Source organism: Streptomyces sp. NPDC107471, from assembly GCF_055582845.1.
The window spans coordinates 930,188-952,746 of sequence record NZ_JBVJPC010000001.1 but is presented as its reverse complement, the minus strand read 5'-3'; the positions used below and the strand labels follow the sequence as shown (position 1 = coordinate 952,746).

At 69.2% G+C, this 22,559-nt stretch carries 28 protein-coding genes, 1 tRNA gene and 1 riboswitch; of the genes, 19 read left to right on the top strand and 10 right to left on the bottom strand.

Translation table 11 applies throughout. From position 1 onward, the window contains the following. The first annotated feature begins 103 nt into the window (after positions 1 to 103). Positions 104 to 448, top strand: coding sequence for a hypothetical protein (locus tag ACZ66S_RS04275; RefSeq protein WP_469899526.1), 345 nt, complete (start codon positions 104 to 106; stop codon positions 446 to 448). Between the two features lie 8 nt (positions 449 to 456). Here the strand turns inward: ACZ66S_RS04275 and ACZ66S_RS04270 are convergent, their stop codons facing one another. Beyond that, a complete protein-coding gene (locus tag ACZ66S_RS04270; RefSeq protein ID WP_469899525.1) occupies positions 457 to 1,044 on the bottom strand; it encodes an isochorismatase family protein in 588 nt (195 codons plus the stop codon). Positions 1,045 to 1,141: 97 nt separating this feature from the next. Further along, a complete protein-coding gene (locus tag ACZ66S_RS04265; RefSeq protein ID WP_469899524.1) occupies positions 1,142 to 2,488 on the bottom strand; it encodes a nicotinate phosphoribosyltransferase in 1,347 nt (448 codons plus the stop codon). A 58-nt stretch (positions 2,489 to 2,546) separates the two neighbouring features. Here ACZ66S_RS04265 and clpS point away from each other — a divergent pair, with 58 nt between their 5' ends. The 7 genes from clpS to ACZ66S_RS04230 all read left to right on the top strand — a co-directional run bounded on the left by clpS (position 2,547) and on the right by ACZ66S_RS04230 (position 7,360). Continuing rightward, on the top strand, positions 2,547 to 2,864 hold the full coding sequence (gene clpS, locus ACZ66S_RS04260) for an ATP-dependent Clp protease adapter ClpS (RefSeq protein WP_037710635.1): 318 nt from the start codon (positions 2,547 to 2,549) through the stop codon (positions 2,862 to 2,864). A 41-nt stretch (positions 2,865 to 2,905) separates the two neighbouring features. Next, on the top strand, positions 2,906 to 3,508 hold the full coding sequence (locus ACZ66S_RS04255) for a DUF2017 domain-containing protein (RefSeq protein WP_469899523.1): 603 nt from the start codon (positions 2,906 to 2,908) through the stop codon (positions 3,506 to 3,508). A 322-nt stretch (positions 3,509 to 3,830) separates the two neighbouring features. Next, positions 3,831 to 5,276 (top strand): amino acid permease, encoded by a 1,446-nt coding sequence (locus tag ACZ66S_RS04250; protein WP_469899521.1) that lies wholly within the window; start codon positions 3,831 to 3,833, stop codon positions 5,274 to 5,276. A gap of 69 nt (positions 5,277 to 5,345) precedes the next feature. Continuing rightward, on the top strand, positions 5,346 to 5,768 hold the full coding sequence (locus ACZ66S_RS04245) for a M67 family metallopeptidase (protein ID WP_390110313.1): 423 nt from the start codon (positions 5,346 to 5,348) through the stop codon (positions 5,766 to 5,768). Positions 5,769 to 5,912: 144 nt separating this feature from the next. Next, entirely contained in the window at positions 5,913 to 6,008 is a 96-nt protein-coding gene (locus ACZ66S_RS04240) for a putative leader peptide (RefSeq protein ID WP_020121180.1), read from the top strand. A 116-nt stretch (positions 6,009 to 6,124) separates the two neighbouring features. Further along, positions 6,125 to 6,403 (top strand): MoaD/ThiS family protein, encoded by a 279-nt coding sequence (locus ACZ66S_RS04235; protein ID WP_007382355.1) that lies wholly within the window; start codon positions 6,125 to 6,127, stop codon positions 6,401 to 6,403. Between the two features lie 6 nt (positions 6,404 to 6,409). Then, positions 6,410 to 7,360 carry a PLP-dependent cysteine synthase family protein gene (locus ACZ66S_RS04230; RefSeq protein ID WP_469899520.1) on the top strand — a complete coding sequence of 317 codons (951 nt, stop codon included), beginning with the start codon at positions 6,410 to 6,412 and terminating at the stop codon, positions 7,358 to 7,360. 98 nt (positions 7,361 to 7,458) lie between these two features. On the opposite strand, the gene ACZ66S_RS04225 is transcribed toward ACZ66S_RS04230, so the two are convergent. After that, the gene (locus tag ACZ66S_RS04225) at positions 7,459 to 7,911 is read right to left on the bottom strand and encodes a type II toxin-antitoxin system PemK/MazF family toxin (RefSeq protein ID WP_469899519.1); all 453 of its coding nucleotides are present in this window, start codon (positions 7,909 to 7,911) and stop codon (positions 7,459 to 7,461) included. A 234-nt stretch (positions 7,912 to 8,145) separates the two neighbouring features. Here ACZ66S_RS04225 and ACZ66S_RS04220 point away from each other — a divergent pair, with 234 nt between their 5' ends. Further along, positions 8,146 to 8,898 (top strand): MBL fold metallo-hydrolase, encoded by a 753-nt coding sequence (locus ACZ66S_RS04220; protein ID WP_469899518.1) that lies wholly within the window; start codon positions 8,146 to 8,148, stop codon positions 8,896 to 8,898. Positions 8,899 to 8,969: 71 nt separating this feature from the next. On the opposite strand, the gene ACZ66S_RS04215 is transcribed toward ACZ66S_RS04220, so the two are convergent. Together ACZ66S_RS04215 and ACZ66S_RS04210 are read right to left on the bottom strand one after the other, a co-directional pair. After that, positions 8,970 to 10,220 (bottom strand): PTS transporter subunit EIIC, encoded by a 1,251-nt coding sequence (locus tag ACZ66S_RS04215; RefSeq protein ID WP_469899517.1) that lies wholly within the window; start codon positions 10,218 to 10,220, stop codon positions 8,970 to 8,972. A gap of 104 nt (positions 10,221 to 10,324) precedes the next feature. Beyond that, positions 10,325 to 11,617 carry a PTS transporter subunit EIIC gene (locus ACZ66S_RS04210; RefSeq protein WP_469899516.1) on the bottom strand — a complete coding sequence of 431 codons (1,293 nt, stop codon included), beginning with the start codon at positions 11,615 to 11,617 and terminating at the stop codon, positions 10,325 to 10,327. 126 nt (positions 11,618 to 11,743) lie between these two features. Here ACZ66S_RS04210 and ACZ66S_RS04205 point away from each other — a divergent pair, with 126 nt between their 5' ends. The 4 genes from ACZ66S_RS04205 to rdgB all read left to right on the top strand — a co-directional run bounded on the left by ACZ66S_RS04205 (position 11,744) and on the right by rdgB (position 13,928). Further along, a complete protein-coding gene (locus tag ACZ66S_RS04205; protein WP_469899514.1) occupies positions 11,744 to 11,977 on the top strand; it encodes a PTS sugar transporter subunit IIB in 234 nt (77 codons plus the stop codon). Positions 11,978 to 12,024: 47 nt separating this feature from the next. Further along, complete coding sequence (gene rph / locus ACZ66S_RS04200; RefSeq protein ID WP_469899513.1) at positions 12,025 to 12,762, top strand: ribonuclease PH; 738 nt, start codon at positions 12,025 to 12,027, stop codon at positions 12,760 to 12,762. A 147-nt stretch (positions 12,763 to 12,909) separates the two neighbouring features. Then, on the top strand, positions 12,910 to 13,314 hold the full coding sequence (locus ACZ66S_RS04195) for a hypothetical protein (RefSeq protein WP_469899511.1): 405 nt from the start codon (positions 12,910 to 12,912) through the stop codon (positions 13,312 to 13,314). 11 nt (positions 13,315 to 13,325) lie between these two features. Continuing rightward, the gene (rdgB, locus tag ACZ66S_RS04190) at positions 13,326 to 13,928 is read left to right on the top strand and encodes an RdgB/HAM1 family non-canonical purine NTP pyrophosphatase (RefSeq protein ID WP_469899510.1); all 603 of its coding nucleotides are present in this window, start codon (positions 13,326 to 13,328) and stop codon (positions 13,926 to 13,928) included. Between the two features lie 54 nt (positions 13,929 to 13,982). Here rdgB and ACZ66S_RS04185 read toward each other — a convergent pair. From ACZ66S_RS04185 to bcp, 4 genes are all read right to left on the bottom strand, one after another. Further along, positions 13,983 to 14,066 (bottom strand) — tRNA-Leu (locus ACZ66S_RS04185). Further along, positions 14,066 to 14,740 (bottom strand): HNH endonuclease, encoded by a 675-nt coding sequence (locus tag ACZ66S_RS04180; RefSeq protein ID WP_469899509.1) that lies wholly within the window; start codon positions 14,738 to 14,740, stop codon positions 14,066 to 14,068. Before ACZ66S_RS04180 ends, ACZ66S_RS04185 begins: the two co-directional genes overlap by 1 nt. Then, a complete protein-coding gene (locus tag ACZ66S_RS04175) occupies positions 14,737 to 15,387 on the bottom strand; it encodes an HNH endonuclease (protein WP_469899508.1) in 651 nt (216 codons plus the stop codon). Before ACZ66S_RS04175 ends, ACZ66S_RS04180 begins: the two co-directional genes overlap by 4 nt. A gap of 135 nt (positions 15,388 to 15,522) precedes the next feature. Beyond that, positions 15,523 to 15,990 carry a thioredoxin-dependent thiol peroxidase gene (bcp, locus tag ACZ66S_RS04170; protein ID WP_037710615.1) on the bottom strand — a complete coding sequence of 156 codons (468 nt, stop codon included), beginning with the start codon at positions 15,988 to 15,990 and terminating at the stop codon, positions 15,523 to 15,525. A 93-nt stretch (positions 15,991 to 16,083) separates the two neighbouring features. Between bcp and ACZ66S_RS04165 the strand changes: the two genes are divergently transcribed. The 3 genes from ACZ66S_RS04165 (at position 16,084) to sugE (ending at position 17,278) form a co-directional block, all read left to right on the top strand. Continuing rightward, a complete protein-coding gene (locus ACZ66S_RS04165) occupies positions 16,084 to 16,413 on the top strand; it encodes a DUF3618 domain-containing protein (protein WP_053848582.1) in 330 nt (109 codons plus the stop codon). Positions 16,414 to 16,457: 44 nt separating this feature from the next. Then, on the top strand, positions 16,458 to 16,808 hold the full coding sequence (locus ACZ66S_RS04160; RefSeq protein ID WP_123761009.1) for a GroES family chaperonin: 351 nt from the start codon (positions 16,458 to 16,460) through the stop codon (positions 16,806 to 16,808). A gap of 56 nt (positions 16,809 to 16,864) precedes the next feature. Beyond that, positions 16,865 to 16,925, top strand: a riboswitch (guanidine-III (ykkC-III) riboswitch). 32 nt (positions 16,926 to 16,957) lie between these two features. Further along, positions 16,958 to 17,278 (top strand): quaternary ammonium compound efflux SMR transporter SugE, encoded by a 321-nt coding sequence (sugE, locus tag ACZ66S_RS04155; RefSeq protein WP_353754266.1) that lies wholly within the window; start codon positions 16,958 to 16,960, stop codon positions 17,276 to 17,278. A 7-nt stretch (positions 17,279 to 17,285) separates the two neighbouring features. On the opposite strand, the gene ACZ66S_RS04150 is transcribed toward sugE, so the two are convergent. After that, positions 17,286 to 19,697: a transglycosylase domain-containing protein gene (locus ACZ66S_RS04150; protein WP_469899505.1), complete on the bottom strand. Its 2,412-nt coding sequence runs from the start codon at positions 19,695 to 19,697 to the stop codon at positions 17,286 to 17,288. Between the two features lie 203 nt (positions 19,698 to 19,900). Here ACZ66S_RS04150 and ACZ66S_RS04145 point away from each other — a divergent pair, with 203 nt between their 5' ends. Genes ACZ66S_RS04145 through ACZ66S_RS04135 form a run of 3 tightly spaced genes read left to right on the top strand, consistent with a single transcriptional unit; the run spans position 19,901 to position 22,549 of the window. Then, positions 19,901 to 20,701 (top strand): ABC transporter permease, encoded by an 801-nt coding sequence (locus ACZ66S_RS04145; protein ID WP_469899504.1) that lies wholly within the window; start codon positions 19,901 to 19,903, stop codon positions 20,699 to 20,701. Next, complete coding sequence (locus ACZ66S_RS04140) at positions 20,694 to 21,515, top strand: ABC transporter permease (protein ID WP_469899503.1); 822 nt, start codon at positions 20,694 to 20,696, stop codon at positions 21,513 to 21,515. Before ACZ66S_RS04145 ends, ACZ66S_RS04140 begins: the two co-directional genes overlap by 8 nt. 14 nt (positions 21,516 to 21,529) lie before the next feature. Then, positions 21,530 to 22,549, top strand: a complete 1,020-nt coding sequence (locus ACZ66S_RS04135; RefSeq protein WP_469899682.1) for an ABC transporter ATP-binding protein — start codon at positions 21,530 to 21,532, stop codon at positions 22,547 to 22,549. Positions 22,550 to 22,559 lie beyond the last annotated feature (10 nt).

The window sequence follows — 22,559 nt, the reverse complement described above, 5'->3', positions numbered from 1 at the left end:
CAAAAGCGTATCGGCGGCAACCCCTGGCGGGTTGCCGCCGATCGTGTTTAGGTGCGTCCTGTGGCTCCCTTATTGACACCGACGCACACGGGGGTGTGACCGCATGGCCGCAGGAGGTTTCTGCAAGCTGCCGAACGGCAGGGTGGTGGTGGCGCTGAACCTGCCCCGCCCGCCCGCCGACGGCTACGGCAGCGTGCGGGTGCTCGTCCACGCCCAGAACCGGGCGCGCGCCCTGACCAGGCTGCGCAACCTGGGTCTGCGGGCGGTGTACCTGCGCGGCAACGGCGCGCCCCCGACCCCGGACGAGATCACGGCCGTACTGCACCACCCGGACGGGCTGATATGGCGTACCGCCCCTGACAACGCTGTCGCGGGCGGGCCCGAGCTGGTCCAGGAGCTGTGGCATCCCATCAGGTCACTGCTGAGGAGGCCCGCAGCACCGGCCTGAGCGCCGCCCTAGACGACGGGCTTCCCGGACAGCTCCACGCCCGCCTCGCGCAGCTCCTCGATCGCCCGCTCGGTCGTCGCCTCGGCGACCCCGGCGGTGAGGTCGAGGAGGACCTGCGTGCGAAAGCCCTCCCGGGCCGCGTCCAGCGCGGTGGCCCGTACGCAGTGGTCCGTGGCGATCCCGACCACGTCCACCTCGGTCACCTCCCGCGCCCGCAGCCAGTCGGCCAGCGCCACGCCGTTCTCGTCGGCGCCCTCGAACCCGCTGTACGCCGCCGCGTACGCCCCCTTGTCGAAGACCGCGTCGATCGCCCCGGAGGCAACGGCCGGCGCGAAGTTCGGGTGGAACCCCACCCCCTCGGTCCCGGCGACGCAGTGCGCGGGCCAGGAGTGCACGAAGTCGGGGTTGTCGGCGAAGTGGCCGCCGGGCGCGATGTGGTGGTCGCGGGTGGCCACCACGTGCTGGTAGCCGGAGCCCGCCGCCTGCCCGATCAGCTCGGTGACGGCGGCGGCCACGTCGGCGCCCCCGGCCACCGCGAGGCTGCCTCCCTCGCAGAAGTCGTTCTGCACGTCGACGACGATCAAGGCGCGGCGCATGGTGGGTGTCCTTCGACTAAGAGTGAACTTACGAGCCTAGAGACTTCGGCGAGCGGGCGGGAGGGGGCGGGGGCGGGCGCGTTCGGTACGACAGCGGCTAGTTACCCGTGCGCCCGTTGACGTACTCCGTCGGAATGACCGGCTCCCCGCGCGAGAGCTGGGTCGCCGACAGCGGCAGGTTCGCCCGGGCGGCCGCGTGCCGGTCCCGTACGACGTCCAGCGGCTCGCGTGCGACGACCTCGCCGCCCTTGACCAGCTCCACCAGGAGCTGCCGGTCCGTGAGCTCCGCGGGCACCGGCCCGGTGCCCACCACCTCGGCCTCCGCGATCCCGTCCGCGTCCAGTCGCCGGGCCGCCCACTTGCGGCCGCCGACCGAGGTCTTGCCGCCGGACGACTTCTTCGCGACCGGGGTCAGCGGCGCCTTCGGGTCGTCCGACTCGGCCCGCGCGACCAGCTTGTAGACCATCGAGGCGGTCGGGTGCCCGGACCCGGTCACGAGCTGGGTGCCGACGCCGTACGCGTCCACCGGGGCCGCGGCCAGCGAGGCGATGGCGTACTCGTCCAGGTCGGAGGTGACGATGATCCGCGTCCCCTTCGCGCCCAGCTCGTCGAGCTGCTGGCGCACCCGGTGGGCGACCAGCAGCAGGTCGCCGGAGTCGATGCGCACGGCCCCCAGCTCGGGCCCGGCCACCTCGACGGCCGTACGGACGGCCTCGGTGACGTCGTAGGTGTCCACCAGCAGGGTGGTGCCCCGGCCCAGCGAGTCCACCTGGGCCTGGAAGGCGTCCCGCTCCTGGTCGTGCAGCAGGGTGAAGGCGTGCGCGGACGTGCCCACCGTGGGGATGCCGTAGCGGAAGCCGGCCGCGAGGTCGGAGGTGGTGGTGAAGCCGCCGACGTAGGCGGCGCGGGCGGCGGCCACCGCGGACAGCTCGTGGGTGCGGCGGGCGCCCATCTCGATCAGCGGCCGGTCGCCGGCGGCCGAGGACATCCGGGAGGCGGCCGCGGCGATCGCGGAGTCGTGGTTGAGGATCGACAGGATCACGGTCTCCAGCAGCACGCACTCGGCGAAGGAGCCCTCCACCCGCATGATCGGCGAGCCCGGGAAGTACACCTCGCCCTCCGGGTAGCCCCAGATGTCGCCGCCGAACCGGTAGGAGGCGAGCCAGTCCAGGGTCTCCTCGTCGACGATGGAGCGCTCGCGCAGGAAGTTCAGGACGTCCCCGTCGAAGCGGAAGTTCTCCACCGCGTCCAGGACCCGTCCGGTGCCCGCGACGACGCCGTAGCGGCGCCCGTCCGGCAGCCGCCGGGTGAAGACCTCGAACACGCTGCGCCGTTCGGCGGTACCCGCCTTGAGAGCGGCCTGCAGCATGGTCAGCTCGTACTGGTCCGTGAAGAGCGCCGTCGAGGGAACGTCCACCGGCAGCCCAAGGTCCGCTGTGTTCATAACAACGGATGCTACCCCACTTCGCGTCAGTGTGACGATTTATGGGGTGCGTGGCAGCATGGGCCGTGTGACGTCACCCGCTCCCGTAGAGATCGAACGCACCGAGTCGGCGGAAGAGGTCTTCGCCGTCCCCGAGCCGGACGTCCCCTGGGTCACGATCGTCCACAACGACCCGGTCAACCTCATGAGCTACGTGACCTACGTCTTCCAGTCGTACTTCGGCTATTCGAAGGACAAGGCCACCAAGCTGATGCTCGACGTCCACCACAAGGGCCGGGCGGTCGTCTCCAGCGGCAGCCGCGAGGAGATGGAGCGCGACGTGCAGGCCATGCACGGCTACGGTCTGTGGGCCACCCTCCAGCAGGACCGGAAATGACCCGACCCCGCCCGCAGGACCGGAAGTAGCGACAATCCCTGATGCCAGGAACCTTCGAACCGCTCCCCGGCGGCGGCGCGGCCGTCGCCCTCGACGACGTCGAGATCTCCATCATCCGGTCGCTGGCCGTCCAGCTCCTGGAACTCATCGGTCCCGGACCCGCCGAGGACGCCCCCGACGACCCGCTCGCCGAGCTCTTCGCGGAAGGGCCGAGCGAACCGCCCTCCGACCCGGTGCTCAAGCGGCTCTTCCCGGACGCCTACAGCGACCCCGAGGGCACCCCGCAGGCGCAGGAGGCCGAGGAACAGCGGGCGTACTCCTCGGAGTTCCGCCGCTACACCGAGAACGACCTGCGGGCCGGCAAGCGTGAGAACGCCCTCACGGTGGTCCGCTCCCTCGACGCGCTGCGCTCCGCGGGCGACGGCGGGGCGGTCCTGAAGCTGTCGACCGACGAGTCCCGGCGGTGGCTCGGCGCCCTCAACGACCTGCGGCTCGCGATCGGCTCCCGCCTCGACATCACCGACGAGGAGGACACCGACCTCCTCTACCGGCTCCCCGACGAGGACCCCCGCAAGCCGATGGTGATGGCGTACCTGTGGCTGGGTGGTCTCCAGGAGACCCTCGTGAACACCCTTATGCCCTGAGATGTGACGGTTCTGTGTTCGCTCAGAGGACGCTCAAATCCGGATAACGATCACGTCACCGTGATGGCCGCCTATGACCGTCATGGGTGCTCTTTGTCCGCTTCTCCCTGTGGCGCGTGCCACATCTCGCTGCGGTGATCACTATGGCGGTCGTGATAAATCTTCACGACCGCCCGGCGAACACCACCCGCATGTTCGTCCGGGTGCGCCACCGAGCCGGCAACCGCCGGCCAGGCACGACTCCATCAATCCGGGGGGATCGAGATCCGATCCGCGGCCGACGAAGGCCGGGGTCGGGTATGGAGAAAGGCGCACGACAGACATGACCTCCGCTCAGGTCGACAAAGGCACGGGCTCCGGCTCGGAGAAGACCTCCGAAGAGGGGTACGAGCGCGGACTCGGCAGCCGTCAGGTCCAGATGATCGCGATCGGCGGCGCCATCGGCGTCGGCCTCTTCCTCAACGCCGGGGCGAACATCGCCAAGGCGGGTCCGAGCCTCATCCTGATGTACGCCCTCGCCGGCGTGATCATCTTCTTCATCATGCGGGCCCTCGGCGAACTGCTGCTCTACCGCCCGGTCTCGGGCTCCTTCGCGGAGTACTCCCGCGAGTTCCTCGGCCCGTTCTTCGGCTACTTCACCGGCTGGACGTACTGGCTGCTGTGGGTCGTCACCGGCATGGCGGAACTCACCGCCGCCGCGATCTACGTGAACTACTGGTTCCCCGCCGTCCCGCAGTGGGTGACGGCCCTGGTCTTCCTGGTCGTCCTGTTCGTGGCGAACCTGATCTCGGTGAAGCTCTTCGGCGAGATCGAGTTCTGGTTCTCGATGATCAAGGTCACCGCCCTGATCGGCATGATCGTGATCGGCCTCGGCGTGCTGACCTTCGGCTTCAGCGCGGCCGGCGACACCGCCGCGGTCTCCAACCTCTGGGCCTTCGACGGCTTCTTCCCCAAGGGCGTCGGCTCGTCCCTGATGACCCTTCAGGGCGTCATGTTCGCCTACCTCGCCGTCGAACTGGTCGGCGTCACCGCCGGTGAGTCCGAGAACCCCGAGAAGACCCTCCCCAAGGCGATCAACACCCTGCCCTGGCGCATCGGTCTCTTCTACGTCGGCGCCCTCACCATCATCCTGTGCGTGGTCAAGTGGACCGAGTTCGCGGCCGGCGTCAGCCCCTTCGTGAAGGCCTTCGCCGTGATCGGCATCCCGGCCGGCGCCGGCATCGTGAACTTCGTCGTCCTCACCGCGGCCCTGTCCTCCTGCAACTCCGGCATGTACTCCACGGGCCGCATGCTGCGCACGCTCGCCGACAGCGGTGAGGCCCCGCAGGCCTTCAACAAGCTCTCCGTCACCCGCACACCGGCGCTGGCCATCACGGTCTCCGTGCTCTTCATGGGCATCGGCGTGGTGCTGAACTACGTCGTCCCGGAGAAAGCCTTCGGGTACGTCGTCTCGGTGGCGACCGCCGCCGGCATCTGGACGTGGCTGATGATCCTCATCAGCCACGTGCGCTACCGCCGCGAGGTCGTGGCCGGCCGGCTGCCCGCCTCCTCCTTCCCGGCACCGGGCGGCTCGGTCGGAAGCTGGATCGCGATCGTGTTCCTGCTCTTCGTGACCTGCCTGATCGCCTACGACTCCGACTCCCGGGTCTGTCTGTACGTGATGGCCGGATGGGCCGTGGCGCTCGGGATCGGCTGGCTCGTCCTGAAGACCCGCAACCCCGAGATCACGGACCGGCGGAAGCCGGAGTTCGAGAAGGTCGCGGGCTAGACAGTCCGGCATGTGGGCCGCTTCGTACCGCTCCTCGGTACGGGGCGGCCCTCTGCTTATCCTTTCGGCATGCTGACCATCACCCAGGCCCTCGTGGACCAGATCGTCGCGCACGCGCGCAAGGACCACCCCGACGAGGCGTGCGGAGTCGTCGCGGGCCCGGCCGGATCGGACCGCCCGGAGCGCTTCATCCCCATGCTCAACGCGGCGATGTCCCCGACCTTCTACGAGTTCGACTCCGGCGACCTGCTCAAGCTGTACCGCGAGATGGACGACCGCGACGAGGAGCCGGTGGTCGTCTACCACTCCCACACCGCGACCGAGGCCTACCCGTCCCGCACCGACATCTCCTACGCCAACGAGCCCGGCGCCCACTACGTCCTCGTCTCCACCGCGGACACCGACGGCCTCGGCGACTTCCAGTTCCGCTCCTACCGGATCGTCGACGGCGAGGTCACCGAGGAGGACGTGAAGATCGTCGCGGCGTACTAGGTTCGCGGGTCCCGGGTGATCAGGGCGAGCCGGGAGGCTCGGGCCCGCGCGCCTGAGCTGCCGTATCTCAGCCAGCGGTCGGATTCCGTCCGGATGGTGGGATCACACTCCGGATCCGGGACCGGGAATCGATACGATGACCCCATGGTTTCTTACGACGTGAGCGAGAAGACGCCGGGCACCCTGCTCGTGGCGCGGCTGCACGTCGACCTGTGCAGGCTCGCCAGCGCCATCTGTTGACGCTGCCCCTGCCGCCGTACGGCCGTGGAGCCGCGGCGCCTCACACACGCACGACCTGCTGTTCCAGCGCTGCCGCGCGCCACCGACCAGACACCATCCGACAGGAGCCCTGAGCCATGGCCATCGAGGTCCGCATCCCGACCATCCTCCGCACCTACACCGACGGCCAGAAGGCGGTGGAGGGCAACGGGAACACCCTCGCCGAGCTCTTCGCCGACCTGGAGACCCGGCATGCGGGCGTCCAGGCCCGCATCGTGGACGGCGGTGAGCTGCGCCGCTTCGTCAACGTCTACCTGAACGACGAGGACGTCCGCTTCCTCGACGGCATCAACACCAAGCTCACCGACGGCGACAACGTCACGATCCTGCCGGCCGTGGCCGGCGGCATGGCCTGATCGTCGATGCGTTACGACTCCCCGCTGGCCGCGGTGGGCAACACCCCTCTGGTGTGCCTGCCGCGGCTCTCGCCGTCCGCCGACGTCCGCATCTGGGCCAAGCTGGAGGACCGCAACCCCACCGGCTCCGTCAAGGACCGCCCCGCCCTGCACATGATCGAGCAGGCGGAGAAGGACGGCCGGCTGACCCCGGGCTGCACGATCCTCGAACCCACCTCCGGCAACACCGGCATCTCGCTGGCGATGGCGGCGAAGCTCAAGGGCTACCGGATCGTGTGCGTGATGCCGGAGAACACCTCGCAGGAGCGCCGGGACCTGCTCGCCATGTGGGGCGCCGAGATCATCTCCTCGCCGGCCGCGGGCGGCTCCAACACCGCCGTACGGGTCGCCAAGGAGCTGTCCGCCGAGCACCCCGACTGGGTGATGCTCTACCAGTACGGCAACCCCGACAACGCCGGCGCCCACTACGCGACCACCGGCCCGGAGATCCTCACCGACCTCCCCTCCGTCACCCACTTCGTCGCGGGCCTCGGCACCACCGGCACCCTGATGGGCGTCGGCCGCTACCTGCGCGAGCACAAGCCGGACGTGAGGATCGTCGCCGCCGAACCGCGCTACGACGACCTCGTCTACGGGCTCAGGAACCTGGACGAGGGCTTCGTACCCGAGCTGTACGACGCGTCGGTGCTCACCACCCGCTTCTCCGTCGGCTCCGCCGAGGCGGTCACCCGCACCCGTGAGCTCCTCCAGCAGGAGGGCATCTTCGCGGGCGTCTCCACCGGCGCGGCCCTGCACGCGGCCATCGGCGTCGGCAACAAGGCGCTGAAGGCGGGGGAGTCCGCCGACATCGTGTTCGTCGTGGCCGACGGCGGCTGGAAGTACCTCTCGACCGGCGTCTACACCGCCGCCACGACCGAAGAGGCCATCGAGACCCTGCACGGACAGCTCTGGGCGTGACGCGCCAGGGCCTGTCTTCCGGATCAGGTCGGCTTGGAGGAACGGCTCGTCCTGGCCCGGTCGACCCCGCGACGCCGAACTGATCCGAAAGACAGGCCCTAGGTCGCCAGGTGACGGACCTGGTCCCACAGGACCGGGTCCACCACCCCCGCCTTGCGCCGGAAGTCACCCACCGGCACGTCCCGCAGCTCGTCCGTCTCCAGGAAGCTCGCCCGGCCCTGGGCGTCGCCCACCGAGCCCGGCGGCAACGGGATCACCCCGGCCCGCTCGTCGTGGTACTTGCTGGTGATCTTCGCGACGGTGACCCGCCGACCGTGCACCGCCAGCACCAGACACGGCCGGTCCTTGGCCCCCGGCCCGTCCTCGTACGGCACCTGCGCCCACCAGATCTCGGCGGGCCGCGGCCGCACCGCCGTCGTACGCCCGGACGGCCCAGTCGTACGGTCCGAGCGCCCGCGGGGCCGGTGCCCCCGACCCCACCCGTCCACGAGCGTGGCGACGAGCGCCAGCAGCACCACGGCCGCGAGCGCGAGCCACCAGGACGTGTCCATGAGGACGACGTTACCGGCGCGCGATCTGCCCCGCGCGCCCTCTGCTGAACCCGTGATCCCTCTCTCACTCCCCACACGCCCCTGGTCCAGCCGAACCGGTGACAGCACAGGTGAGTTCGCCCACAACAGCCCTTGGCGGAGGAGCGACCGGGGGTTTTGCGCCTTACGCTCGACGGACCGCACGACCCCCGTTCTCTTTCCCAGAAAAGTCCCGCCCGCGGAGGTTTCTGCTTTATGAAGCTCACCGTCGTCGGCTGCTCGGGGTCGTTCCCGTCCGCGGAATCGGCCTGCTCGAGCTACCTCGTCGAGGCCGACGGCTTCCGGCTGCTTCTCGACATGGGCAACGGTGCCCTTGGCGAGCTGCAGCGCCACTGCGGTCTCTACGACCTCGACGCGATCTTCCTCAGCCACCTGCACGCCGACCACTGCATCGACATGTGCGCGTACTTCGTCGCGCGCTACTACCGCCACGACGGCGGCCGCTGCGACCCCATCCCGGTCTACGGCCCCGAGGGCACCGAACACCGTCTGACCACGGCCTACGCCGACACCCCCACCGCCTCCTCCATGAGCGAGGTCTTCGACTTCCACACGGTCAAGCCGTCCACCTTCGACCTCGGCCCGTTCACCGTGCACACCGAACGCGTGGCGCACCCGGTCGAGGCGTACGGCATCCGGATCGAGCACGGCGGCAGGTCGCTGACCTACTCCGGCGACACGGGTCTGAGCCCCGCCCTGACCGAACTCGCCCGCGACACCGACCTGTTCCTGTGCGAGGCCGCCTTCACGCACGGCAAGGAGAACATCCCCGACCTGCACCTCAACGGCCGCGAGGCGGGTGAGACCGCGACCCGGGCAGGCGCCCGCCGCCTGGTCCTCACCCACATCCCCCCGTGGACCGACCCCCAGGTCAACCTCGCCGACGCCAGCGCGGTCTTCGACGGCCCGGTGTCCCTGGCGACGCCGAGGCAGTCGTACGAGATCTAGCCCCTACGACATGACGAAGGCCCCCGGAGAGGTTCAGGTCTCCGGGGGCCTTCGTCAGTGTCGACCGAGCCTCACGCCTTCGTGAGGTCCTCGACCTCCTCCTCGGGCTCACGGCCCGGGGTGGGGAGGTTGAACTTGACGATGGCGAAGCGGAAGACGGCGTAGTAGATCGCGCCGAAGACCAGGCCGATCGGGATGATCAGCCAGGGCTTGGTGGCCAGGTTCCAGTTCAGCCCGTAGTCGATGACGCCCGCGGAGAAGGTGAAGCCCGCGTGGACGCCCAGCGCCCAGGTCACCGCCATGGAGAGGGCGGTCAGGACCGCGTGGATCGCGTAGAGCACCGGCGCGATGAACATGAACGAGAACTCGATCGGCTCGGTCACGCCCGTCACGAAGGAGGTCAGCGCGAGCGAGACCATCATGCCCATCACGGCCTTGCGGCGCTCGGGGCGGGCGGAGTGGGCGATCGCGATCGCGGCGGCCGGCAGACCGAACATCATGATCGGGAAGAAGCCCGACATGAACTGGCCGGCGGTCGGGTCACCGGCGAAGAAGCGGTTCAGGTCGCCGTGCACGACCGCGCCCGTGGCGTCCTTGAAGTCACCGAGCTGGAACCAGGAGACCGTGTTCACGAACTGGTGCATGCCGATGGGGATCAGCGCGCGGTTGATCAGGCCGAACAGCCCCGCACCGACGGCGCCGAGACCGGTCATCCACTCACCGAAGTCGGAGATGACCTCACCGATCGGCTCCCAGACGAGACCGAAGAAGACGCCCATCAGGGTGCCGACGAAGGCCATGATGATCGGCACCAGACGGCGGCCGTTGAAGAAGCCGAGCCAGTCCACCAGCTTGGTGCGGTGGAAGCGCTGCCACAGCACGGCCGACAGCAGCCCCATCAGGATGCCGCCGAGGACGCCGGGGTTGTTGTAGGTCGCGGCTATGTCCGCACCGGCCTGGACCTTCGCCTCGGTGACCGGGAAGGCCTTGAGGACGTTGCTGTACACCAGGAAGCCGACCAGGGCCGCCAGTGCGGTCGAGCCGTCGGCCTTCTTGGCGAAGCCGATGGCGACACCGATGCAGAACAGCATCGGCAGGTTGTCGAAGATCGCGCCACCTGCGGTGGCGAACACGGACGCGACCTTGTCCCAGCCGAAGCCGTCCTTGCCGAACACGTCGGGCTGGCCGAACCTGAGCAGCAGCCCCGCCGCCGGCAACACGGCGATCGGGAGCTGGAGGCTGCGGCCGACCTTCTGAAGGCCCTGGATAAGACCGGATCCCCGCTTCTTTGCGGGGGCCGCCGTCTCGGTGGCGGTGCTCATAACGCTTTCCTCCATCGGGTGGTGGTCTACACCACTCAGTGGTGTAGACCTGTTGTACACGATGGGGGCGTTATAAGGAACCCGTCAATTCCGCAACCGGAGGACTACACCTTGGTGACGTCCTCGACCTCGTCCTCCGGCTCCCGGCCCGGGGTCTTGAGGTCGAACCGCGTGATCGCGAACCGGAAGATCACGTAGTAGACGGCCGCGAAGCACAGGCCGATCGGAATGATGGCCCACGGCCTCGTCGCCAGGTTCCAGTTGATGATGTAGTCGATGAGACCGGCCGAGAAGCTGAAGCCGTCGTGCACCCCGAGGCCCCACGTGACCGCCATCGACACACCTGTCAGCACCGCGTGCACCGCGTACAGCAGGGGCGCGATGAACAGGAACGAGTACTCGATCGGCTCGGTGATCCCCGTCACGAACGAGGTGAGCGCGACCGACAGCATCAGACCGCCGACCTCCTTGCGCCGCTCCGGCCTCGCACAGTGCGTGATCGCCAGCGCCGCCGCCGGCAGCGCGAACATCATGATCGGGAAGAACCCCGAGAGGAACTGCCCCGCGTTCGGGTCGCCCGCCAGGAACATGTTGATGTCACCGTGCACCTCGGTGCCGTCCGGCTTGGTGTACGTGCCGAACTGGAACCAGATGGGCACGTTCAGGAACTGGTGCAGCCCGATCACCAGCAACGCCCGGTTCGCCACACCGAACAGCCCCGCACCCCACGCCCCCGCGTCCTTCAGCCAGTCGCTGAAGTTCTCCAGCCCGTCACCGATCGGCGGCCACACCCACAGGCACAGCGCCGCGAACACGATCGCGACGAACGCCATGATGATCGGCACGAGACGGCGCCCGTTGAAGAAGCCGAGCCAGTCCACCAGCTTGGTGCGGTGGTACCGCTGCCAGAAGAACGCCGTCAGCAGCCCCATCACGATGCCGCCGAAGACCCCCGGGTTCTGGTAGGTGAACGCCACCACCGTGTGGTCCACCGTCGCCTGGCACCCGATGCCCTGCACGGCCTTCGCCCCGCTCGGACAGTCCTCCGGGAACTGCCGCAACACCGTGAAGTAGACGAGGAACCCGGCCACCGCCGCCAGCGCCGTCGACCCGTCCGCCTTCTTCGCCATCCCGATGGACACACCCACGCAGAACAGCAGCGGCAGCCCCAACTGGCCGTCCAGCAGCGCCCCGCCCGCGCCCGCCATCACCTTGGACACGTTCGTCCAGCCCAGCCCGTCGTCCCCGAACACGTCGGGCTGGCCCAGCCGGTTCAGGATGCCCGCGGCCGGCAGCACGGCGATGGGAAGCTGAAGGCTGCGACCCATCTTCTGGAGCCCCTGGAACGCCGACTGCCACCGCCGGCGTGCGGGTGAGATCTCGGTTTCCGAACTCATCAGTTGGCGACCGCCTGTCGGGTGGTGTAGACCAGTCACGGACGATTGGTTGCTGTGACGTCATCTTTCGGTACGAACAGCGCAATCGCCCGCGAAGTTGGGCCAACAGTGCATGAGGAGAACGACATGGCCACCAAGGCTGAGAAGATCGTCGCCGGGCTCGGCGGCATCGACAACATTGACGAGATCGAGGGCTGCATCACGCGCCTGCGCACCGAGGTCCACAACGCCGCCCTCGTCGACGAAGCCGCCCTCAAGGCCGCCGGCGCCCACGGCGTCGTCAAGATGGGCACCGCGATCCAGGTCGTGATCGGCACGGACGCCGACCCGATCGCCGCCGAGATCGAGGACATGATGTGAGCTGAGCGCGCCAAGCGCTCACCCGGGAGGCCGATAGGCTCGACGCCATGTCTCGAATCGACGGCCGCACCCCCGAACAACTCCGCCCGGTCACCATCGAACGCGGCTGGAGCAAGCACGCCGAGGGCTCCGTCCTCGTCTCCTTCGGCGACACGAAGGTCTTCTGCACCGCCTCCGTGACCGAAGGCGTCCCCCGCTGGCGCAAGGGCAGCGGCGAGGGCTGGGTGACCGCCGAGTACTCCATGCTGCCCCGGGCCACCAACACCCGCGGCGACCGTGAGTCCGTCCGCGGCAAGATCGGTGGCCGCACGCACGAGATCAGCCGCCTCATCGGCCGCTCCCTGCGCGCGGTGATCGACTACAAGGCGCTCGGCGAGAACACGATCGTCCTCGACTGCGACGTCCTCCAGGCCGACGGCGGCACCCGCACCGCCGCCATCACCGGCGCGTACGTCGCCCTCGCCGACGCCGTCGCCTGGGCGCAGTCCAAGAAGCTCGTCAAGGCCGGCCGCAAGCCGCTCACCGGCACCGTCTCCGCGGTCTCCGTCGGCATCGTCGGAGGCGTCCCCCTCCTCGACCTCTGCTACGAGGAGGACGTCCGCGCCGACACCGACATGAACGTCGTCTGCACCGGCGACGGCCGCTTCGTCGAGGTCCAGGGCACCGCCGAGGCCGAGCCCTTCGCCCGCGACGAGCTCAACTCCCTCCTCGACCTCGCGGTCCTCGGCTGCACCGAACTCGCCGCCCTCCAGAGCAAGGCGCTTGATACGGTCCTCGAAAGGTAAAGGGACCGCCAAGAACGGTGGCCGGCGAGCGCAACCCGACCGGCCGCCCCGGCGTCTTCGGGAGTACGGGCGCCCGCTGTGCACAACGGGCGCCCGGCCAGTCGACGGGGGGCCTCCCGAGGCCTGCCACAGGGAGGGAACAGATCCATGGCCGCGAGCCGACGCCGCCGTAGTCGCCGTATCACCATCGCCGTCGCGGTGGCCGCCGCAGTACTCACGACCGGCCTCACCACCGGCTGCGACGCCGTCAGCAAGGCCCTGGACTGCGTCCAGACCGCGGAGGCCGTCGCCGACAGCGTCACCGACCTCCAGCAGGCCGTGGAGAACGCGTCGAACGACCCGACGCAGATCGACGAGGCCCTCGCCTCCATCGACCAGAACCTCGACGAGATCGGCGACAAGACCGACAACGCCGACGTCAACCAGGCGGTCGACCACCTCGCCGACGCCGTGTCCAACGTCCGTACGGCCGTCAAGAACGGCGACGAGACACCGGACCTGAGCCCCGTCACCGACGCGGCCGGCGAACTGACCAAGGTCTGCACGCCGTAATACTGGTGGGCATGACCCGCCTGATCCTCGCCACCCGCAACGCCGGGAAAATCACCGAGCTCCACGCGATCCTCGCCGACGCAGGCCTGCCCTTCGACCTCGTCGGCGCGGACGCGTACCCCGAGATCCCGGACGTCAAAGAGACCGGCGTCACCTTCGCCGAGAACGCCCTGCTGAAGGCCCACGCCCTGGCCAAGGCCACCGGCCTGCCCGCCGTGGCCGACGACTCGGGCCTGTGCGTGGACGTCCTGGGCGGCGCCCCGGGCATCTTCTCGGCCCGCTGGTCCGGCACCCACGGAGACGACAAGGCCAACCTGGACCTGCTCCTGGCCCAGCTCTCCGACATCGCCGACGAACACCGGGCCGCGCACTTCGCCTGCGCCGCCGCCCTCGCCCTGCCGGACGGCACGGAAAGGGTGGTCGAGGGCCAATTCCGGGGCATCCTCCGCCACACCCCCGCGGGCACGAACGGCTTCGGCTACGACCCGATCCTCCAGCCCGAGGGCGAGACCCGCACGTGCGCCGAGATGACGGCGGAGGAGAAGAACGCGATCAGCCACCGGGGGAAGGCGTTCCGGGCGCTGGTACCGGTGGTACGGGAGCTGTTGGGCTGAGGCGTATACGGCTGCGGCCTGCGCGTCAGTCCTTCGACGCGCAGGCCGTCCGTGTGCGGCGGAAGGGATTCGAACCCTCAAGCCCGTTCAAGGGCCACAGGACCTAAACCTGCTGCGTCGCCGTTGCGCCACCGCCGCTAGCTGGCTGCCATCGTACCGGGAGTCGCTCGTCGCCTTCTGCCTCCTCTGCACCAGGTACTGGTGATCGCGTGACAGTTGGGGCACAACAGTCGCAGGTTCTCCCGCCGGTCGTCGCTCCAGTCGCCGTTGATGTGGTCGACCTCCAGCGTCATGGGCCTACCCAGCCATTCGGGGCCGGTTCCGCAATGGGCGCACTCCTCGGTCACGCCGACTTCCAGCAGCGCGCGGCGCAGACGCTTGGTCGTTGTCCGGTGTGTGCCGAGGTGCCGGACCAGTACCTCCTCCGGGCGCTTGGCGTTCGCTGACGGTTTGCCTCGTCGGTGGGCTTGTCCCAGGAAGTGCGAGGTCGCGATCTCGTGCTCGGCGATCCACTGGCGCACCTGACTCCGTTGCCTGCCGTTTTCCGGGCGATCCAGTCGGCGCAGCACCTCCGCCAGGGAACTCGATTCGGCAACCGCTGCTCGCAGTTGGTGCTCTGAGGGGCGAGGCAGCCTCCCGCAGGGACGGAAGTGCGAGATGTCGATACCGAAGTGAGCGAAGCGCCTTACGAGGTAGCGGCGAAGGCAGCCGTAGGGCCGGGTGCCGAAGAGGGTGATGACCTCGTCGATGTCGGAACATCGCTCAGCGGCTTCGGCCAGCCTTTCCCGGGTGTACCGCACGCCGCTGCTCATGACGCCCTGCGTTTGCCGCGCCCTCGGTAACTATCCGTCGTCGAATGGCAGTTGGGACACAGGAGCCGCAGGTTCTCGATCCGGTTGTTCCGCCAGTTGCCGTCGATGTGGTCGACCTCCAGTGGCAGCGGTTCGCCGAGCCACACCGACTCGATCCCACACAGGGCGCAGCGCTCCTCCGTGCCCAGTTCGCGCATCGCCCGTTTCAGACGGCTGCTCGGTACGCGCGTCGCATGCGCCGAGCTCTCCTCGACGAGGATCTCCTCAGCCGTCCGGCGGCGCTGGTTGCACCGCTGCCGCTCCGTACGGCGCACCGGCGTGAAGTGCGAGGTGTCGAGGCCGTACGCCTTGATTCGCCCGGAGATGTTCGTGTGGTGACCGCCGACCGGGTCGAGCCCCAGGTGCCGCAGGACCTCGTAGACGCTCGATGACCGAGCGACCACGGGCTCAAGGATCTCCCGCGTCCACTTCACCCCCTCGCGCTCGAAGTGCGAGACGTCGACCCCGAGCTTCTTCATCCGCGCGAGGACGTACCGCCGCGTCGGACTCCGAGGATCCACCCCCAACCTCCGGCACGCCTCCGACAACGTCCGAGCCCCCCGAGCCGCCTCCTCCAGCCGCTCCCGGGTGTACGCACTGGCCCCCACCGAAGACCCCCTCCGTCCTCGGCCACACGTTCGTGGCCTCGTACGGAGTAACGAACCGTTTGTCGGACAGTCACGCCCGGAACGTGGAGCGGCCCGCGCCGGGAGGTCGGTGCGGGCCGCTCGGAGGGGGGAGGTTCAGATGCCCAGGTCCTTGATGATCTTCGCGACGTGGCCCGTCGCGCGGACGTTGTACAGGGCCCGTTCGACCTTGCCCTCCTCGTCCACGACGATCGTGGAGCGGATGACGCCCATGTAGGTCTTGCCGTAGTTCTTCTTCTCGCCGTAGGCGCCGTAGGCCTCGGTGACGGTCTTCTCCGGGTCGGCGAGGAGGGTGACCTTCAGGGACTCCTTCTCGCGGAACTTCGCCAGCTTCTCCGGGGCGTCCGGGGAGATGCCGATGACGTCGTAGCCCGCGCCGGCCAGCACCTCCAGGTTGTCGGTGAAGTCGCAGGCCTGCTTCGTGCAGCCGGGGGTCAGGGCGGCCGGGTAGAAGTAGACGATGACCTTGCGGCCCTTGTGGTCCGACAGGGAGACCTCGGAGCCGTCGGCGTCGGGCAGGGTGAAGGCGGGGGCCACGTCCCCGGGCTGGAGTCGCTCGCTCATTGGGTCAGCGTAACCGGGGGTCCTGACAGTGCGGTCGCGGGCGGAACTGACAGACTGTCCAGGACAAGTAGCAGCGACCCCGGAGGCTCTACCGTGGCGGACACGTCGGACATCAGAACCCCGGCGCAGATCGAGGCGGACATCAAGCGCCGCCGCGAGGTGCTGGCAGAGACGCTCGACGAGATCGGGGTGCGGGTGCACCCGAAGACGATCGTCGGCGACGCCAAGGCCAAAGTCGTCTCCAACATCGACCACACGCTCGGACGGGCGTACGTCTCCGTGAACAAGGCCGTCACCGATGTGAAGGCCCAGTTCGTGGACGAGGACGGGGCTCCCCGTCTGGAGCGCGTCCTGCCCGTCGCCCTCGTCGCCGTGGGACTCGTGGGGCTGCTCGCCCTGGGCACCCGGCGCCGCAAGGGCTGACCCGGCCGCTTGCACGGGCGTCGAGGACAGGTAGGTTCAGTGGCGTGAGCGCCAAGAGAAACGACACCCCGCACGACAAGCTGCCCATCCGCATGCTGCACGACCGCGTACTCGTGCGGCAGGAGAACGGCGAGGGCGAGCGGCGGTCGGGTGGCGGCATCCTCATCCCCGCCACCGCGGCCGTCGGACGCCGGCTGGCCTGGGCCGAGGTCGTCGCGGTGGGGCAGAACGTACGGACCGTGGAACCGGGCGACCGGGTGCTGTACGACCCGGAGGACCGGGCCGAGGTCGAGGTGCGGGGGACGGGGTACGTCCTCATGCGGGAGCGTGATCTGCACGCCGTCGCGGCCGACCGGTTCGAGGGCTCCGAGGACTCGACGGGTCTCTACCTGTAGTTCCACGGTCGAAGAGGGCCGGTGACCATCGTCACCGGCCCTCTTCGTCGTTTCCTTGCTACCTTCGAAGGAGCCCGACGAGACGCGCCGTACCGGGACAGGCAAAGACGACGCACCCCGTTCAGTCGTTTGTCCCGGAGGTGTCCGTCATGGCCTGGGTTCTGCTTGTCGTCGCCGGTCTGCTCGAGGTCGGCTGGTCGATCGGCATGAAGTACTCGGAGGGCTTCACCCGGCTGGTGCCCAGTGTGCTCACCGGCGCCGGGATCGTCGCCAGCATGGTCCTGCTGTCGTACGCCGCCAAGTCCCTTCCCATCGGTACCGCCTACGGCGTCTGGGTCGGGATCGGCGCGGCCGGGGCGGCGGTGCTCGGCATGGTGGTGCTGGGGGAGCCGGTCACCGCCGCGCGGATCTTCTTCGTGTGCCTGTTGCTGGTCGCCGTGGTGGGGCTGAAGGCGACCTCGGGTCACTGAGCCGCGGTCACTCCCGGCGGCTCGTGCTCAGCAGGTTCTGGCCGCCGGTCGCCCCGCCGCTCGGTGAGTCCCCGGTGGTGCCTCCGGTCGTCTCTCCCGTGGTGCCGCCGTCGGTCGTGCCGCCCCCGGTGGAGGTGTCCCCGGTGGTCCCGCCCGTCGTGGTGCCGCCGTCGGTGGTGGTGCCGCCGTCGGCCCCGCCCGTGTTGTCGCCGCCGGTGGTGGTGCCGCCGTTGTCCTGGCCCTCGGTCTGCCCCTGGGACTGGCCCTCGTCCTGTCCGCCGGTCTGACCCTCGGTGTCCTCGCCGCCGGTGGTGTCGCCCGTGGTGCCGCCGTCGTCCTGGCCGCCCGTGGTCGGGTCGACGGGGGCCTGGGTGCTGGGGGCCTGCTCCTCGGCGCCCGACTGGAGCTGGAGGTCGAAGTCGCCGACCGGCTTCCCCTTGAGGGCGGCCTTGGTGTACTGCGCCCAGATCTCGGCGGGCGGCCCGCCGCCGTTGACGCGCTGCAGGCCGAGTGCGCCGTACAGCGGCTTGTGCTGGGCCGTCACCGGGTCCTGGCCCATGACGGAGACGACCGTCGCGAGTTCGGGGGTGTACCCGGCGAACCAGGCCGCCTTGTCGTCCTCGGCGGTGCCCGTCTTGCCGGCGGCGGGGCGGCCCGCGCCCTGGGCGGCGGTGGCGGTGCCGTTCTCGACGACGCTCTGCAGGATCGAGGTGGTGGTGTCGGCGGCTTCCCGGCTGACGGCCTGCTCGGTGCGCTGCTTCGGCAGCTCGACGGTCGCCTCGCCGTCCTTGGTGATCTTGTCGATCATCGTGTACGTGCCGTGCCGGCCGTGGTTGGCGAGGGTGGCGTAGGCCTCCGCCATGTCGAGGACGCTCGCGGTGTTCACGCCGAGCGCGATGGACGGGGACGCCGTCAGGTCCGGGGTGTCGGAGGGGATGCCCAGGTCGACCGCGGTCTGCTTGACCTTGTCGGAGCCGACGTCGACGGCCATCTGCGCGTACACCGAGTTGACGGACTTGTCGGTGGCCTCGCGGACGGTGATCTCGCCGTAGGAGCCCTGGTCCTCGTTCTCCGGGGCGTAGGAGCCGCCGCTCCAGCCGACGACGGGGCGCTTGTTGGTGCCGTCGTAGTAGGTGTTGGGCGTGATGAGCCGGCCGTCCTGCGTCTCGGAGTGGTTCTCGACGGCCGAGGCGAACACGATGGGCTTGAAGATGGAGCCGACCTGGAAGTCGCCGCGGGTCGCGCCGTTGGTGTACTGCTTCACGTAGTCGATGCCGCCGTACATGGCGACGACCTTGCCGGTCCTCGGGTCGACGGAGGCGCCGCCCGCGCGGACGTAGTTGTCGACCTTGTTGTTCTTCTTGTCGAGCTTCTTCATCACCTGGTCGTCGACGGCCTTCACGAAGGCGTCCTGCTTGCTCTTGTCCAGGGTGGTGGTGATGCGGTAGCCGCCCGCCTCCAACTGGTCGGCGGTGACGATCTTGTTGGTGGTGAGGTAGTCCTTGATCGCCTGCACGACGTAGCCGCGCTGCCCGGACAGGCCGGTGGAGACGGTCTGCTCCTTGGGCATCGGGAACTTCAGCCCGGTGCGCTCGGACTGGGCCAGCCAGCCCTTCTTGACCATGCCGTCCAGGACGTAGTTCCAACGGGCCTCGGCGGCCGCCTTGTTCTCCGGGTGCGCGACGACGTCGTACTCGCTCGGCGCGTTGACCAGCGCGGCGAGGTAGGCGGCGTGGGCCGGGTCGAGGTCGACGGCGTCCTTGCCGTAGTAGGCCTGGGCGGCGGCCTGGATGCCGTAGGCGTTGCGGCCGAAGTAGCTGGTGTTGAGGTAGCCCTCGAGGATCTGGTCCTTGGACTGGGTGCGGTCCAGCTTGATCGAGATGAAGAACTCCTTCACCTTGCGGGTGACGGTCTGCTCCTGGGCCAGGTAGTAGTTCTTCACGTACTGCTGGGTGATCGTCGAGCCGGACTGCTTGCCCTTGCCGGTGGCGGTGTTCCAGCCGGCGCGGAGCATGGCCTTCGGGTCGATCGCGGACTCGGTGTAGAAGTCGCGGTCCTCGGCGGCCAGCACGGCGTGCTGGGCGTCCTTGGAGACCTGCGAGAGGGAGACGTTCTCGCGGTTGATCTCACCGTCGCGGGCGAGCTGGCTGCCGTCGGCGTAGAGGTAGACGTTGGACTGCTTGACGGCGAGCGCGTTGGCCGGCGGGATCTTGACCATCGAGTAGCCGAGGAAGAACAGCCCGGCCAGGACGATCAGTCCGAGGACGAAGGTGCCCAGCACCATGCGCCAGGTCGGGATCAGCCGTCGCCAGCCGGTACGCCTGGGCCGCTTGGCCTTCTTCTTGCCCTCGGGCTCCTCAGCCGGCTGCGGCTCTGTCGGTGCCCAGCCCTCGGTCGGCTGCTGCGGCTGGTCGCTCATCTCGTGCACGGACTCCTGATTTCGCGTCGTACGTTCCCGTACGACCTCGTACGCCTTCTGCGTCCCCTGTTGAAGACTCTCGCACCCTGCGTTCCGTTCCCGGATATGGCGCGCGTCTCGCCCGGAAAATGGGTGGCCTGCCCTGTCACCTGCGCACTAGGCTCCTGCGCTTCGGTGTCCGCGGGCCGAGGAGGGCTGTTGATGTGGGTTCCTGGCGGTTGTACGCGACCGTCGCGGCAGGGGGATTCCGACGATACGCGACATATCGCGCGGCTACGTTCGCGGGAGTGTTCACCAACACCGTTTTCGGTGTGATCCTCGTCTACACGTATCTCGCGCTGTGGGACGAGAAACCCCATCTGGGGGGCTACGACCAGGCGCAGGCCGTCACCTACGTCTGGCTGGGGCAGTGCCTCTACTCGACGCTGGCCCTCCAGGGCGGCGGCGCCGAGAAGGACGTGATCGAGCGGATCCGCACCGGTGAGATCGCGGTCGACCTGTACCGTCCGGCCGACCTCCAACTGTGGTGGCTGGCGAGCGACTTGGGCCGGTCGTTGTTTCAGTTGCTGGGCCGCGGAGTGATCCCCTTCGTCTTCGGCGCGCTGTTCTTCCCGATGGCGCTGCCCACCGACGTCACGTCGTGGGCGGCCCTGTTCGTGGCGCTGCTGCTCGCGATGGTCGTCAGCTTCGGGATCCGCTACCTCGCGGCCCTGAGCGTGTTCTGGCTGATGGACGGCATGGGGATCATGCAGGCGGTGATGATCACGGGCGTCTTCTGCTCGGGCATCGTCTTCCCCCTCAACGCCTTCCCCGGGGCGCTCGGCGACGTCGTACGGGCGCTGCCGTGGGCGGCACAGCTCCAGGTGCCGGCGGACGTCCTGATGGGGGAGGCCGACCCGCTCGGCGCGTACGCCTTCCAGGCGACATGGGCGGTGGTGCTGCTGGGGGCCGGCCGGCTCCTGCAGTCGGCGGCGACCCGGCGGGTGGTGGTGCAGGGTGGCTGAGACGTTCCGCCTGGCCGAGGGGGTGCGCGCCTACCGGCTGATCGCCGGCATGTGGGTGCGGTCCGCCATGACCTACCGCACCTCGTTCGTCGTGACGATGTGCGGCAACCTGCTGATGACCGGCCTGGACTTCGTCGGGATCCTGCTGATGTTCTCGCAGGTCGACTCGCTGGGCGGTTGGGGACTGCCCGAGATCGCCTTCCTCTACGGCCTCTCGGTGACCGCCTTCGGGATCGCCGACCTGGTGCTCGGCTCGATGGACGTGCTGGGCGCCCGGATCCGCGACGGCTCCTTCGACATCCTGCTGGTGCGGCCGGCGCCGGTGCTCGCGCAGATCGGCGCGGACCGGTTCGCGGTGCGCCGCCTGGGCCGGATCATCCAGGGCACGGTGGTGCTGGTGTGGGCGCTGGCCTCCGTCGACGTCGACTGGAGTGTGGCGAGGGTGCTGCTGGTGCCGCTGATGGTGGTCAGCGGCGCGGTGATCTTCTGCGCGGTGTTCGTGGCGGGCGCGGCCTTCCAGATCTTCGCGCAGGACGCCTCCGAGGTGCAGAACGCGTTCACGTACGGCGGGACGACCCTGCTCCAGTACCCGCCGGCGGTGTTCGGGAAGGACTTCGTGCGCGGGGTGACGTTCGTGCTGCCCCTCGCCTTCGTCAACTGGGTGCCGGCCTCCTACGTGCTGGACCGGCCGTACCCGCTGGAGCTGCCGCACTGGACGGCCTTCACCCCGCCGCTGGTGGCGGTGGTGTGCTGCGCGCTGGCCGGGCTGGCGTGGCGGGCGGGACTCGGGTCGTACCGGAGTACGGGGAGTTAGCGATGGACCCGGAGATGGACGGGGAGATGGACCTGGAGATGGACAGGGAGACGGACGTGGCGCAGGAGGCCTTCATCGGACTCGACCGCGTCGAGAAGGTCTTCGACGTGCGCAGGAAGACCGGGTTCCTGAAACGGGAGCGGCGCCGGGTGCGGGCGGTCGACTCGATCTCCTTCACCGTGGCGCGCGGCGAGATGGTCGGGTACATCGGCCCGAACGGCGCCGGCAAGTCGACGACGATCAAGATGCTGACGGGCATCCTGACCCCGTCCGGCGGCAGGCTGCGGGTGGCCGGCATCGACCCGTCCCGCGAGCGCACCCGCCTTGCCCACCGCATCGGCGTGGTCTTCGGCCAGCGCACGACCCTGTGGTGGGACCTGCCGCTGATCGACTCCTACAAGCTGATGCACCGCATGTACCGCATCCCGGACGCCCGGTACCGCGAGAACCTCGACCGCTGCGTCGAACTCCTCGAACTGGGCGACCTGTTGGACGTACCGGTACGCCAACTGTCCCTGGGCCAGCGGATGCGCGGCGACATCGCGGCGGCCCTGCTGCACGACCCCGAGGTGCTGTACCTGGACGAGCCGACCATCGGGCTCGATGTCATCTCCAAGGCCAAGGTGCGGGCGTTCCTGCGGGAGTTGAACACCGAGCGCGGCACGACGGTCCTGCTGACCACCCACGACCTCCAGGACATCGAGCAGCTCTGCTCCCGCGTGATGGTCATCGACCACGGCCGCCTGATGTACGACGGTCCCCTCGCCGGCCTCCACGAGGTGGGCGAGAGCGAGCGCACCCTGGTGGTGGACCTGGAGCGGGAGTTGCCGCCGATCGAGGCGGCGCCCGCCCGCGTGGTGAAGGTGGAGGGTCCGCGGCAGTGGCTGGCGTTCCCGGCGTCCGAGTCGGCGGCGGCGCTGGTGGCGCGGGTCGCGGCGCAGTACCCGCTGGTGGACCTGTCGGTGCGGGAGCCGGACATCGAGGCGGTGATCGCCAAGATGTACGCCGGGGAAGCGGAGAGAGCGGTGTCGTAGCCGTGCGGCG

Coding starts and splice junctions, on each gene's coding strand:
- ACZ66S_RS04275 (WP_469899526.1), top strand. CDS start 104: ATGGCCGCAGGAGGTTTCTGCAAGCTGCCGAACGGCAGGGTGGTGGTG.
- ACZ66S_RS04270 (WP_469899525.1), bottom strand. CDS start 1,044: ATGCGCCGCGCCTTGATCGTCGTCGACGTGCAGAACGACTTCTGCGAG.
- ACZ66S_RS04265 (WP_469899524.1), bottom strand. CDS start 2,488: ATGAACACAGCGGACCTTGGGCTGCCGGTGGACGTTCCCTCGACGGCG.
- clpS (WP_037710635.1), top strand. CDS start 2,547: ATGGGCCGTGTGACGTCACCCGCTCCCGTAGAGATCGAACGCACCGAG.
- ACZ66S_RS04255 (WP_469899523.1), top strand. CDS start 2,906: ATGCCAGGAACCTTCGAACCGCTCCCCGGCGGCGGCGCGGCCGTCGCC.
- ACZ66S_RS04250 (WP_469899521.1), top strand. CDS start 3,831: ATGACCTCCGCTCAGGTCGACAAAGGCACGGGCTCCGGCTCGGAGAAG.
- ACZ66S_RS04245 (WP_390110313.1), top strand. CDS start 5,346: ATGCTGACCATCACCCAGGCCCTCGTGGACCAGATCGTCGCGCACGCG.
- ACZ66S_RS04240 (WP_020121180.1), top strand. CDS start 5,913: ATGGTTTCTTACGACGTGAGCGAGAAGACGCCGGGCACCCTGCTCGTG.
- ACZ66S_RS04235 (WP_007382355.1), top strand. CDS start 6,125: ATGGCCATCGAGGTCCGCATCCCGACCATCCTCCGCACCTACACCGAC.
- ACZ66S_RS04230 (WP_469899520.1), top strand. CDS start 6,410: ATGCGTTACGACTCCCCGCTGGCCGCGGTGGGCAACACCCCTCTGGTG.
- ACZ66S_RS04225 (WP_469899519.1), bottom strand. CDS start 7,911: ATGGACACGTCCTGGTGGCTCGCGCTCGCGGCCGTGGTGCTGCTGGCG.
- ACZ66S_RS04220 (WP_469899518.1), top strand. CDS start 8,146: ATGAAGCTCACCGTCGTCGGCTGCTCGGGGTCGTTCCCGTCCGCGGAA.
- ACZ66S_RS04215 (WP_469899517.1), bottom strand. CDS start 10,220: ATGAGCACCGCCACCGAGACGGCGGCCCCCGCAAAGAAGCGGGGATCC.
- ACZ66S_RS04210 (WP_469899516.1), bottom strand. CDS start 11,617: ATGAGTTCGGAAACCGAGATCTCACCCGCACGCCGGCGGTGGCAGTCG.
- ACZ66S_RS04205 (WP_469899514.1), top strand. CDS start 11,744: ATGGCCACCAAGGCTGAGAAGATCGTCGCCGGGCTCGGCGGCATCGAC.
- rph (WP_469899513.1), top strand. CDS start 12,025: ATGTCTCGAATCGACGGCCGCACCCCCGAACAACTCCGCCCGGTCACC.
- ACZ66S_RS04195 (WP_469899511.1), top strand. CDS start 12,910: ATGGCCGCGAGCCGACGCCGCCGTAGTCGCCGTATCACCATCGCCGTC.
- rdgB (WP_469899510.1), top strand. CDS start 13,326: ATGACCCGCCTGATCCTCGCCACCCGCAACGCCGGGAAAATCACCGAG.
- ACZ66S_RS04180 (WP_469899509.1), bottom strand. CDS start 14,740: ATGAGCAGCGGCGTGCGGTACACCCGGGAAAGGCTGGCCGAAGCCGCT.
- bcp (WP_037710615.1), bottom strand. CDS start 15,990: ATGAGCGAGCGACTCCAGCCCGGGGACGTGGCCCCCGCCTTCACCCTG.
- sugE (WP_353754266.1), top strand. CDS start 16,958: ATGGCCTGGGTTCTGCTTGTCGTCGCCGGTCTGCTCGAGGTCGGCTGG.
- ACZ66S_RS04150 (WP_469899505.1), bottom strand. CDS start 19,697: ATGAGCGACCAGCCGCAGCAGCCGACCGAGGGCTGGGCACCGACAGAG.
- ACZ66S_RS04135 (WP_469899682.1), top strand. CDS start 21,530: ATGGACGGGGAGATGGACCTGGAGATGGACAGGGAGACGGACGTGGCG.